The sequence below is a fragment of the Priestia sp. TSO9 genome, from assembly GCF_021029645.1.
GTDB classification, from domain to species: domain Bacteria; phylum Bacillota; class Bacilli; order Bacillales; family Bacillaceae_H; genus Priestia; species Priestia megaterium_E.
Genome location: NZ_JAJEKD010000013.1, coordinates 317,862 through 329,850, shown reverse-complemented (window position 1 = coordinate 329,850; position 11,989 = coordinate 317,862). Strand labels below are relative to the sequence as shown.

General features: G+C 38.9%; 10 protein-coding genes. 3 read left to right on the top strand and 7 right to left on the bottom strand.

Annotation, left to right across the window (positions count from 1 at the left end):
- Positions 1-193 precede the first annotated feature (193 nt).
- The gene (locus LJC66_RS09850) at positions 194-535 is read left to right on the top strand and encodes a winged helix-turn-helix transcriptional regulator (RefSeq protein ID WP_230932449.1); all 342 of its coding nucleotides are present in this window, start codon (positions 194-196) and stop codon (positions 533-535) included.
- Between the two features lie 123 nt (positions 536-658).
- Here the strand turns inward: LJC66_RS09850 and LJC66_RS09845 are convergent, their stop codons facing one another.
- The 4 genes from LJC66_RS09845 to LJC66_RS09830 form a co-directional block, all read right to left on the bottom strand.
- A complete protein-coding gene (locus LJC66_RS09845) occupies positions 659-1,867 on the bottom strand; it encodes an MFS transporter (protein WP_230932448.1) in 1,209 nt (402 codons plus the stop codon).
- A gap of 333 nt (positions 1,868-2,200) precedes the next feature.
- Entirely contained in the window at positions 2,201-3,256 is a 1,056-nt protein-coding gene (locus LJC66_RS09840; protein ID WP_230932447.1) for a tartrate dehydrogenase, read from the bottom strand.
- A 148-nt stretch (positions 3,257-3,404) separates the two neighbouring features.
- Positions 3,405-4,904 carry a glucose-6-phosphate dehydrogenase gene (zwf, locus tag LJC66_RS09835; protein WP_230932446.1) on the bottom strand — a complete coding sequence of 500 codons (1,500 nt, stop codon included), beginning with the start codon at positions 4,902-4,904 and terminating at the stop codon, positions 3,405-3,407.
- A gap of 125 nt (positions 4,905-5,029) precedes the next feature.
- Positions 5,030-5,941: an AEC family transporter gene (locus tag LJC66_RS09830; protein ID WP_230932445.1), complete on the bottom strand. Its 912-nt coding sequence runs from the start codon at positions 5,939-5,941 to the stop codon at positions 5,030-5,032.
- 256 nt (positions 5,942-6,197) lie between these two features.
- Here LJC66_RS09830 and LJC66_RS09825 point away from each other — a divergent pair, with 256 nt between their 5' ends.
- A complete protein-coding gene (locus tag LJC66_RS09825) occupies positions 6,198-7,715 on the top strand; it encodes an alpha/beta hydrolase (RefSeq protein ID WP_230932444.1) in 1,518 nt (505 codons plus the stop codon).
- Between the two features lie 105 nt (positions 7,716-7,820).
- Here the strand turns inward: LJC66_RS09825 and LJC66_RS09820 are convergent, their stop codons facing one another.
- Positions 7,821-8,510 carry a DUF421 domain-containing protein gene (locus tag LJC66_RS09820; protein ID WP_230932814.1) on the bottom strand — a complete coding sequence of 230 codons (690 nt, stop codon included), beginning with the start codon at positions 8,508-8,510 and terminating at the stop codon, positions 7,821-7,823.
- A 135-nt stretch (positions 8,511-8,645) separates the two neighbouring features.
- Between LJC66_RS09820 and LJC66_RS09815 the strand changes: the two genes are divergently transcribed.
- Positions 8,646-9,275 (top strand): NUDIX hydrolase, encoded by a 630-nt coding sequence (locus LJC66_RS09815; RefSeq protein WP_230932443.1) that lies wholly within the window; start codon positions 8,646-8,648, stop codon positions 9,273-9,275.
- A 4-nt stretch (positions 9,276-9,279) separates the two neighbouring features.
- Here the strand turns inward: LJC66_RS09815 and LJC66_RS09810 are convergent, their stop codons facing one another.
- Complete coding sequence (locus LJC66_RS09810; protein ID WP_098626762.1) at positions 9,280-9,678, bottom strand: PaaI family thioesterase; 399 nt, start codon at positions 9,676-9,678, stop codon at positions 9,280-9,282.
- Positions 9,679-9,789: 111 nt separating this feature from the next.
- The gene (locus tag LJC66_RS09805) at positions 9,790-11,943 is read right to left on the bottom strand and encodes a DNA topoisomerase III (RefSeq protein ID WP_230932442.1); all 2,154 of its coding nucleotides are present in this window, start codon (positions 11,941-11,943) and stop codon (positions 9,790-9,792) included.
- Between the last annotated feature and the right edge of the window lie 46 nt (positions 11,944-11,989).

Genomic DNA, 11,989 nt, shown 5'->3' with positions numbered 1-11,989 from the left:
CGATACATTTATCTTGTAAAGCTTTTATGCTCTTTTTGTTACTTTTAGTAATTAACTTCTATAATTATATAAATTATATAATCAAAATATAAATACGTAAAGTAATTTATAATCTTTAAGTAATTAAATTACATAACACTAGATAAAATGCTGACTTTGTTTTATAATATAGGAAGAGAATGGAGGTAATAACATGGACGGTTTAGCACTCTGCCCACGTTTTGAAAAGGCTGTTACTATACTAACGAAACGTTGGACGAGTTTGATCATTTTTCAGCTGCTTTCCGGCTCACAGCGGTTTTCTCAAATGCAAGAAGCACTTCCAGTAAGCGGAAGGCTCTTATCCGAGCGCTTAAAAGAATTAGAGCATGAAGGAATCGTCATTCGTACGGTTATTCCGGAAACTCCTGTTCGAATCGAGTATTCATTATCCGACAAAGGATTAGCACTAGCGCCGGTAATTCAGGAAATTCAGACATGGTCCAGTGAGTGGATTACAAAAGAAGAAGTGATTACAAAAGAAGAAGTGGAATAAAAGAAATCTCTAAAGAAATCAGGAGGCTTCTAAATCGATATGCTCACAGCCGTTTTCGTTTTCTTTAGAGCTCCATAAATAAAAAAGGCATGCTCCCCTTGAGCACGCCTTTTTTTATTTATGTTATTTTCCTAATGATTCATTTTGAGAAATAATGCGCTGTTTCTGACTTTTTCGACCGTGCAATACAAGGTATACTGCTATAGCTAAAAGAGCAACAATGGAACAGAATACATACATTCCTTTATACCCGGCTGCTGTGGATAAAATGCCTAATAAAAAGGACCCTAAACCCATTCCAGAGTCAAAAAACACAAAAAACGTAGCTGTGGCGACACCTCGGCGATGAGGAGAAGCTTTTTTTACAGCAATGGATTGAAAACTTGATGTAATCGTTCCAAAGCCTAATCCAATCAATGCTCCAGCTAATAAAAATACCCAGCTTGTCGTCGCTTGGCTAAGCAAAAAGATACCGATGGCTAAAGATAAAATGGACGGATATACCACGCTGTTTTCTCCGTATTGATCAAACCATTTTCCAGTAAAAGGTCTAGAAGCTAATAAGCACACCGCGTAGACAACAAAGAAAAAGCTTGAAGCTTGCGTAAAGCCCATTTCTTTTGCATAAATAGACACAAACGAAATAACACTTGCATATGAAAAAGCTACCACAAGCCCAGCAACAGAAATAGGCAGCGAACGGTATTCAAAAAACGCCGCAAGACCTTTAGCTGGCTGTATTTCATTTGTTACAGAAGAAGCTTGCACCTCAGGTACACGAAGTACTAGACTGCATAATACTGCTAAAACAGAAGATACAACCGCAACGGTAAAAACCGCTGTATGACTCAAAGTATTTGTTAACGTTAAGCCTACAAACGGACCTACTACCATCGCTAAGTTCATGAACGTCGCATAGTACCCCATCCCTTCGCCTTTTCTCTGTTCTGGGATTACATTTGCAACGATTGCTCCTGTAGCAGTTGTGCTCATTCCAAAACCAATACCATGAAGCACACGCAGCAGCAGCAGCGCAGATAATGAGTGAACGTTCATATATAAAATAGAACCAATTAAAAAGATAAAGACACCTATCAATAGCACTTTCTTCTGTCCTAATGTTGTCATCCACTTACCGGCTAGCGGTCTGAACACAATACCGGACACTAAAAAAATTGTCACAATTAACCCTAGGCTTTGTTTACTTGCATGAAGTTCATCTGTTGCAAACAGCGGCAATGTGACAGTTAACATATAAAAAATGACAAAAACAAAAAAGCTGGTCAATGAGACCGCTAAAAAATCTTTTGTCCATAATTTCGATTCCTGCATAATTTTCCTCCTTTTATTTGTTTATTCGTATCTATTTATTAAAACAAACTAAATCATAGTCTAGAAATAATATGTATACGAATTATCTCAACTCAAACTATTATAGGGTTCATATATGTAAGTGTCAACATGTATTTATCGATTTTGATTTCCGGGCAAGACTTCGCTTTCCGCGGGAATATTCGCCTTGCCCTCCAACCAACTGCTAGAAAGACCTACACAAATGAAACCTACGTTTACCACAAAAAAACAAACCATGAATCAAACACTTTGATCAATGGTTCGTTTTTCACTTCGTCTAATATTCTTTTGTCCTAGCCTCTTTTAGAACCTTCACTTCTTTAAATGAGAAATAATTTGATCCGTTACTTCACTAGTAGTTGCGCTGCCTCCAACATCTGGTGTAATGATACCCGATTCCGTCACTTGTTCGATAACCTCTAATAAATGACTGCCTAATTCTTGTTCACCAAAATGATCCAACATCATTTTAGCCGTCCAAATCTGTCCGATTGGGTTTGCAATGCCTTTTCCGACAATATCAGGAGCAGACCCGTGCACCGGTTCAAACATCGAAGGATATTTTCCGTTCACATTAATATTTGCAGCAGGAGCAACGCCAATACTTCCCATAATAGCAGCTCCGATATCTGTTAAAATATCTCCAAATAAATTGCTTGCCACAATTACATCAAAACGACTTGGATTTGTAACAAAAAAAGCCGCCAGCGCATCGATGTGCTGTGAGTCTGTTTCAATATGAGGATAACTCTTGGCAACATCTTGAAACACTTCGTCCCAAAACGGCATGGAATGAACAATTCCATTTGACTTCGTTGCGCTTGTAACTTTTGCTTTTCTTTTAGAAGCTAATTCAAATGCGCAGCGCATCGCTCGTTCTGTTCCTTTTCGAGAAAAAACCGCATTTTGAATAGAAATTTGATCTTCTCCTTGATAAATCCGGCCTCCTACTTCACTGTATTCTCCTTCACTATTTTCACGAACAACAATTAAATCAAAATCTTTTGGGTTCATTAGTGGAGATGCAATGCCTTTTAATCTCTTGGCTGGACGAATATTAATTACCTGCTGAAATTCTCGACGAATCTTAATGAGCAGCCCCCATAGCGACACGTGATCTGGCACAAGATTTAAATTTCCTACGGCTCCTAAAAAAATTCCGTCAAAGTGTTGAAGCTGCTTTAGCCCATCTTCCGGCATCATCTGTCCGTACTTCAAATAATAATCACAGCTCCAAGGAAATTCTGTAAATTCAAATTTTAATCCCCCGTGAAGATCTGCAATCGTACGAAGGACCCTAACCGCCTCCGGCACAACTTCTTTTCCTACTCCATCTCCTGGTATGTTCGCTATTTTTAACGTTTTCATCAAAAATCCCCCTGCGTCTTTTTATATTAATCTTTACACAATACTTCATGCATCTACTCTTTTGATTATACGCAGGGAACATAAGCGCCTCAAGAAAATTCAGAATATACAAAGTATGAAAAAGACACCCCTAAAAGAGATGTCTTTATTAAATCGGCAAAAACACTCCAGGTGCTTCCCCATGTTCATCGTCATCGAGCCACCACTTAAAGCCTTCTTGTTCAACTAATTTCTGGGCTTCTTCAGGACCTTGTGAACCCGATGGATATTCATAAAGCGGCAGCATGTCAGCTTCAAATGCATCTAATACAGGCTGTACCCATTGCCAAGACAGCTCTACTTCTTTCCAATGAGCAAAAAACGTGGAGTCGCCGATTAATGCGTCGTAAATAATTCGTTCATATGCTTCTGGAACACTTTCTTCTTCTCTTGAAAACGTAATACGAACCGGCTCAATAACACCATTTTTTAATGGATTTTTGCTGTTAAGCTGCAAAGCGACGTTTTCGCTTGGACTAATTTCAATAATAAATAAGTTTGGTGCTACTTTGTCATAAGGAGTTTCGTACAGACCTTTTAAAGAATCTTTAAATTCTACGACGATGCGAGTTGATTTTTCTTTCATTCGTTTGCCCGTTCGAATATAAAAAGGAACACCTTTCCAAAATGGATTATCGATCCATAAACGTACTGCTACAAACGTATCATTTTTAGAGTCTGCTTCTACGCCAGGCTCTTCTTTGTATCCTCTAACAGATTTGTGATCGATTTCTCCGCTTCCGTATTGCCCTCGTACAACATCGCGAGCTACTTCTTCCGCTTGAATTTTCCTCAGTGACTCCATTACTTTTTGCTTTTCTTCTAAAATGTTTTCTGAGCAAATTCGTTTCGGAAGATGCATAGCTGTCATCATGAGAACCTGCAGCATATGATTTTGAATCATGTCGCGTATGGCCCCCGTATGATCATAATACCCTGCACGATTTTCAACACCGACTGTTTCACTTGCCGTAATTTGTACGTTCGCAATGTGTTTGTTATTCCACAATGATTGCAGCACGGGGTTCGTAAATTCAAGCGCTTCTAAATTTTGCACCATCGGTTTACCTAAATAATGATCAATTCGATAAATTTCTTCTTCTTTAAACGTACTGCTTAGCTTCTCATTAAGCTCTCTTGCTGAAATAAGATCATGTCCAAACGGCTTTTCAATCATTAGACGCTTCCAGCCTCCAGTTTGATCTAAGCCGCTTTTTTTTATATGCAAAGCAATTACATCGAAGTATTCTGGTGCTACGGACAAATAAAACAAACGATTTCCTTTACTTCCATGAGTTGTTTCTTGCTCATTCACAAGTTTCAGCAGCTGTTCGTAATCTTCTGTTTTACTTGCATCTACTGCTTGATAATGAAACAGGGACAAAAAATCTTCTTCATTACTTTCCATTTTCCGTCTCGAAAAATCGTTTACAGATTGCTTTACACGCTCTTTAAAATCCTTATGAGACATCTGCTCGTACCCCGATCCAATAATAGAAATAGCATCAGGGAGCTTTTTGTCTGTAAATAAATTATAAAGAGCAGGAAAGATTTTTCTTTTTGCTAAATCACCCGTTGCGCCAAATAAAACAAAAGTTAAGGACTCCACTTTTTTTCCTCCCGTCAGGTTGTATGTATGATGGATTTTCTCTCCTCCTAGCTTACCTCTGTTTATTTGGGAATATCCTTTTTTCATCAAAAAGGACGCTCACAAGTGTGAGTGTCCTTTGCTATTTACATTAAAATGTTTGTCATTCCCCAAAGCAGCAAAAAGCTCAGCAGAATTGTCATATTTGACACGGTGCCGACAAATTTTTGATCGTATTTGAATTCTACTGCGTAAGGTAAAACTGACCCCGCTACCGGTAGAATGAAGCAAACTAAGATTGTATACCGGAACATATCTTCAAATGGAAGCAGGAAAAACAGCGCAATTCCTACGCCGAGTCCGATTACGTAGCGGATACTTAAAAACATAATAATTTTTTTCAAGTAGCTTTTTTGGAACGAGAAATTTAAATATACGCCTAAAAGCAAAAGAGAAAGCGGCATATTCGCTTTCGAGATAATGCCTGAAACGTCTAATACGTATGATGGTAAATGAATGCCTATAATCGCAAGAAGACAAATGATTATATAGGTAAGAAGCGGCATTGATTTTAATACTTTATATAAAATCTTTTTAAATTCAATGTCAATGTCATCCCTAGAGTAGTAGCTGCCAATTACATAGCATAAAACAAAAATAACAAAGGCATTTCCGACATCAAACATACCAAAGTATTTAAGTCCTTCTTTTCCCCAGATGCCTTCTACTAGTGGATAAGCAAACATTCCAATATTAAAACCTGGAATCATCATCATCAGCATGCCTTTCACTTTTCGCTCATCTTTTCGAAAAACAAAAATTCCTACCGCAGCTAACAGCAAGCCATAGACAATCCCAATAACTAATAGTAAGATAAGCGATCCATCAATTTTAATACTGCTGAATGTGACAATAATCAAGCAAGGCATTGTAATATTAAAAATAATTCTGGCTAAAGCTTCCCCGTCTTTTTGCTGAAGGAGGTTTGTTCGTTTTAGTATGTATCCTAATAGAATAATTGTAACGGAATACAAAAACTGATTGTTAAAGCTGCTCATAGACCTACTCCCTTGCCCTCTTTTATACTTATTTAATCGATTGTTTTACCCTGTCTTTTTTAATCCTTGTTTCATTATAATATAAGCAGCCTAAAAAGAAACTAGAGAATTGGATGCACTTTACCTGTTTGTTAGACAAAAACAGCTTAGAAACAAATGAAAAAATTTTCCTCCAAACTAATTTTAAAACAGGACATTTTTCTTTTTTATGGAATTTACTTAAAAGGTATGAGTATTTTTATGAGGAGGAAAAAATGTGAAACGAAAAATGATAGCGCTTACTTTTTCTGCTGCTCTTTGTTTTTCTGCTTCAGGATCTCTTGCTGAAGCTTCTAACAAAGCAGAGGTCATTCCAAATGCTGATCAGTCGGCAGAAACCTATTTTGACGGAGCGAACGGGAATTGGCTGACGACTAAAAACCCCGCTCAGTATCAGCAGGCTACGCTCTATGGCAATATTGGGCTTACTCCTTATAACTGGGGGAAACCTGAAGATGAATCGGGCTGGTATCGAATCAATCAGCCCGCTGAGGTCAAAGGAACGCAAGTGAACGGAATTTTTGAAGACGCTCAGTTCGTTATCCGCGTTCCTGATAACTGGAACGGAAAACTTGTGGTAGCCGGCATTCCTGCCACGCGCAACGAAACGTCCACCGATTTATTATTCAGTGATTACGTTCTTAAAAAAGGCTATGCGTTTGCAGCCACCGATAAAGGAACGCAAGGAGAAAGTGATCCTACCGATCCTTTTGCTAAAGTAAAAAATGTACTCGCTAACGATGACGACAGCGTAGCAGAATGGAATATGCGCTATCGTCAACTGACAAAAGCTGCCCAGAAATACTTGACTACTCATTATTCGGATAAGCTAATCAACCCGGCCAATCGAAAAAACCCTGCAAGCGATTTGATTCGAAACGATCATAAAGTACCAACGTATGCAATTGGCATTTCAAACGGTGGATACGTCGTCAGATATGCACTTGAACACGATGATCCAAAGCAAACAAAAGAGCCTCGTTTATTTGATGGAGGCGTCGATTGGGAAGGCGTATTATGGAGTTCAAAAGCACCAAATTTAATTAGCTCACTAACACCTGTTGTCAACAACTCGGAAGAAGCGCTGTACGGAACGGCAAAAGAACAGAAAAAAGCCATGAAACAAATGTATAAAGCAGGTCTTCCAAAAGGATCTGAAAAATTGTGGAATTATCATGATCAAGTGTACTGGGCGGTCACATTAAACATTTACCGTGATCACTTTGATCCAACTGCTCCAGGAAGAACAAACTGGCACAACTATTTAAACTTTACTTCAGCAGGTCTACGTGATCGCTCATGGGATTATATCTTTGAAAATTATCGCTATCAAACCCGGCCAAAAAGCGTAAAAGAAAATGTAGCAAAAGTAGAAAATACGGGTGATATCGATGTACCTCTTATCAGTATGGCCGGCTCTCTCGATTCACTTATCTTCCCGTCTATTCACGCGGAAGGCTATGAAAAACTCGTTAAAAAAGCTGGCAAAGCAAATCTGCATCGTCTCTATACCGTTAAAAACGGAAATCACGTTGACAGCTTAGTATGGAATAAACAAACGGATCCAAATCAAGAGCTTCAGCCTCTGCTTCCATATGCTCATCAATCTTTTGATTTGTTAGTAGACTGGGTGGAAAATAAAAAAGCAGCGCCTGCAAGTAAAGATATTAAAGCACCTCAAAATAACCTTAAAGTAATCGACATAAAATCAGGGCAAGAAGTAGATCCTCGCTGAGGTTGAGAAATAACTAAATGAATCCAACCTAAAGACGAACCGCTAATCAAACATGTTGATTAATGGTTCGTTTTTTACTTAGGGGAAAATGCTTTTGTCCCATCCTCAGTCTTCATAATAATCAAGATACAAATGACCTGCTGAGTCTGCTTGGCCTAAAAATACCTTATCCACTGCAGCATCTTTCTTTTGGAGTTGCTCCTTAACCCATGCTACGCTATACCCTAGCTCATGAACGGCTTCTTTCATTATATTTCCGTCCATGATAATCGTTTGAGGTAATCGTGTCGCCTCTCCTTTTATTAATAGATCTTCTCTCTTAACGTTTTGCTTTTCTTTTTTTAACAGCACGCTTAATTCGCCGTTGGTTTCAAGCATCGCAAAAGCTACGTCTTCCACATAAAAGATGTCTTTTTTACGAAGCTGCTCCATGAGCTCATCTACTGTATATTTTTCTTTTTTTACATTTTCCTCAAGAATTTTTCCTTCTTTAATGAGGATTGTTGTCGTCCCTTCCACCGCTTTTCGAAAGCTTATGCTTTTTAATGATACGTTTGATACAAAAATAAGAAAGGATGCCCACACTAAAATCGCGACTACCCCGTGACTTGCCTGTAAATCTACATCCATTGAAATTGTTCCCGCAATATCTCCAATTGTAATGCCAACGATATATTCAAAAAAAGAAAGTTTGGATAACTGTTTTTTCCCCAACAGCTTTGTAATAAAAAACAAGCCAAGTAAAATCAGCACTGAACGAAGTACTACTTCCATCCAATGATTCAACGCATGCACCTTCTTTACTAAAATTGATGTATCTTTTATTTTGTGCATATTTATATGGATCAAAGCAGATTTTCATCTTCCATTATTTACATAACTTTCATGGCAGGTTAGAGTAGAAAGAAGTAGGAAACAAATGGGGGTTTTATGATGAACGATGAAGTGTTAACCGTATTTAACGACCAACAGCAGCGCATAGGAACAGCGTCTCGCAAAGAAGTTCATGAAAAAGGCTATTGGCACGAAGCGTTTCACTGCTGGTTTATCAGCCGTGAAAATGATACAGACTATATTTATTTTCAAATTCGCAGCGAACAAAAACAAGATTATCCCAGTGCGCTTGACATCACAGCTGCTGGACATTTGCTTCATACGGAAACCGTTCAAAATGGAGTAAGAGAAATTCAAGAAGAGCTCGGCGTCAACATTTCATTTGATGAATTGCTTCCTTTAGATGTCTTTAAATACGAAGTAGCTCAGCCGTACTATATTGACAAAGAATTCGCACACGTATTTTTATACTACAGCTCCCACCCTCTTAGTGCGTTTACGTTGCAGCAAGAAGAGGTATCAGGCCTTGTAAAAGCTCCGTTTTCTCACTTTTGCGAACTGTGGCTTGGAAATCAAACAGAACTGACCGTTGAAGGGATAACAAATGAAAAAGAGCCAATTCACCTTATAGCACACAAAAGTGAATTTGCTCCTCATCCCAAAGCTTACTATGAAACGATTATTGCATTCATTAGCCAGCAGCTGAATTCAGCAAAAAAAGCTTAGAATCCTAAGCTTTTTTTGCTGAAAAAATCATATACGTTGCACTGCCAAGCGCAACAAGCTTTCCGCTGCTGTCTTCAATTTTCACTTCTCCAACAGCCAGCGTTTTGCCTCGGTGAGACAGTGTAGATTTAGCAACTAAATACTCACCTATACCCGGCCTTGTGTAATTTACTTTTAATTCAACTGTACTGGCACTTTCCTCTTCAGAAAGAGAAGACCGGACAGCTGAACCAACCGCCGCGTCAATAAGCGTGGCAATAACGCCTCCATGAACCGTTCCTCTTCCCTGCAGAAGCTGCGGCTGAATCGTGATTTTTAACTCTGCATATCCTTTTTCAAGCAGCGTTTCCTCAATGCCAATATAATCCCAAAACGGAATCATCCCTTTACTCGTTCGTTTCATCAATCTCATCCTTTACATAAATAAGCTATGTAAGAACTTCTAGAAGAGCTGGAGAAATCCTGTTTTTACATACAAAAAGCGCCTGCTCTTTAGCAAGCGCTTTTTATTTCTCTATTTTTCAAATAAAAACTGTACTTTGTTTTCTTTCCATTCTAACTTGGCATTAAAGGTCTTATCACCTTTTTTAAAACCTTCAATCAAATCTGTCTGTCCTTCACTTAACAGCTTTTTTAAATTAGCTTGAGTGACTGTTTTACCTAAAATCTTTTTCGATACGGTAAACGTGCATTTGGTTTTTGCATAGTTTGAGCATCCGTAAAATGAGCCTTTATCCACTACTTTTCCATCGCAAAGCTTACACGAACCAAACGATTTGGAAGAAAAGCTTTTACCTTTGCCCTTGCCTTTTCGCTGAATGGATTCAGTGTCGTATCCGCTGAAATTCCACTTGCTTTCGGCTTCGACAGCATCTTCGATAATTTTAGCTGACAGCTTCTTTGTTTGTTCCATGAAGGCACCGGCTGATGCTGTTCCTTCACCAATTTCAGCTAGACGCTGCTCCCACTTAGCCGTCATTTCTGGTGAAGCTAAAATTTTATCGCCAATCGCGTCAATCAATACCTTTCCTTTATCAGTCGCAAACACTTGGTTTTTTTTCACATCAATATATTTACGGTCTTTAAGCATTGTAATGATGCCGGCACGCGTAGCTTCCGTACCTAATCCTTCTGATTTTGCTAAAATTTTCTCCAGCTCATCATTATCCAAATGCTTACCCGCTGTCTTCATCAGTGTAATCAACTGACCTTCCGTGTAGCGTTTTGGAGGCTGTGTTTTACCTTCTTTTACGTCTACTTTAATAACTTTTCCTTCTTCGCCTTCTTGAACATTCGGAAGAATAACGTCGTCATCTTTCTCATTTTGAAAAATTACTTTACGCCAGCCTTCTTGGATTTGCTGCTTTCCTTTTGAAATAAAAGCTGCTCGCTTTTCAACGAGTGTCGTAATCGTTGTATAGTCGAAAATCGCTTTTTCATAGTGTGCCGCAATTAGACGCCTTACGACTAAGTCGTAAATTTTCTGTTCGTCTCCTGACAGTTTGCTCGGGTCCTTTACTTGTTCCGTTGGAATAATCGCATAGTGATCGCTTACTTTTTTTGCATTTACATAGCGTTTATTTCCCAGGACTGAAGAGTAAGGAAGCGGAAATAAATGTTCGTATTCAGAAAAAGCACTCAGCTTTTCTAAAATCTCAGGAAACGTTTCAGCTTCACCTTCTGTTACGTAGTTTGAGTCTGATCGTGGATAAGAAACAATTCCTTTCTGATACAGCCCTTGCAGCACATCAAGCGTCTTTTTAGGAGAAAACTTAAACGCTTTATTCGCCGTTGCTTGAAGTGATGATAAGTTAAATAATAAAGGCGGCTGGAACTCTTTTCGCTCCGTTACGAGTTCATGAACTTCCGCGTCTTTTCCTTCGCAAAACTGGGCAATTTTATAGGCCATTTCTTTTTCTTTAAGACGCGACTCTCCGTCTTGATGCCATTTGCCTTCATACTTCTTTCCTTCAATATCAAACTTAGCAAGCACTTCCCAAAAAGGCTCTGGTTTAAAGTTATCAATTTCCTTTTCACGCTTTACGATTAAAGCAAGCGTTGGCGTCTGCACGCGCCCTGCTGAAAAAACATCTGACATGCCATGCTTTTTTAACAAAATGCTATACACCCGTGAAGCATTCATCCCAACGACCCAATCTGCACATGCTCTTGTATATGCTTCATAATAAAGGTTACGGGTATCGCTTTCGTCTTTTAACTGTTGAAACCCATCATAAATAGCTTTTGGCGTTAAAGACGAAATCCACAATCGCTTCATCGGCTTATGCACACCCGACAGCTGAATGATATTACGAACGATTAATTCCCCTTCACGCCCCGCATCTCCCGCATGTATAATTTCTGTAACCGTGGGCTTTTTAAGCAACTTTTTTACCACTTGAAACTGCTTCGCTTTTGAGCGCGTCACTTCATATTGAAAACGGTCTGGAATCATCGGCAGCGTGTCAATTGACCACTTTTTCCACTCCGGCTTATAATCTTCCGGACTCACAAGCTGACATAAATGCCCCACTGCCCACGTTACATATGCTCCGTCTGTAAACACTTCATTCGGTGGAATCTCTAAATAGCCGTCGTGACGCTTCGGCTTAAACTGTGAAGCTAGCGTCGACCCTTGATCCGGCTTTTCTGCAATAATTAACTTCATGTATCTAATCACCTTACATTTCAAATTTCCATGTGAAACTTAGTCA

Excerpts from the sequence above, each read along its gene's own strand:
- LJC66_RS09850 (WP_230932449.1), top strand. The coding sequence starts at position 194 with ATGGACGGTTTAGCACTCTGCCCACGTTTTGAAAAGGCTGTTACTATA.
- LJC66_RS09845 (WP_230932448.1), bottom strand. The coding sequence starts at position 1,867 with ATGCAGGAATCGAAATTATGGACAAAAGATTTTTTAGCGGTCTCATTG.
- LJC66_RS09840 (WP_230932447.1), bottom strand. The coding sequence starts at position 3,256 with ATGAAAACGTTAAAAATAGCGAACATACCAGGAGATGGAGTAGGAAAA.
- LJC66_RS09830 (WP_230932445.1), bottom strand. The coding sequence starts at position 5,941 with ATGAGCAGCTTTAACAATCAGTTTTTGTATTCCGTTACAATTATTCTA.
- LJC66_RS09815 (WP_230932443.1), top strand. The coding sequence starts at position 8,646 with ATGATGAACGATGAAGTGTTAACCGTATTTAACGACCAACAGCAGCGC.
- LJC66_RS09810 (WP_098626762.1), bottom strand. The coding sequence starts at position 9,678 with ATGAAACGAACGAGTAAAGGGATGATTCCGTTTTGGGATTATATTGGC.
- LJC66_RS09805 (WP_230932442.1), bottom strand. The coding sequence starts at position 11,943 with ATGAAGTTAATTATTGCAGAAAAGCCGGATCAAGGGTCGACGCTAGCT.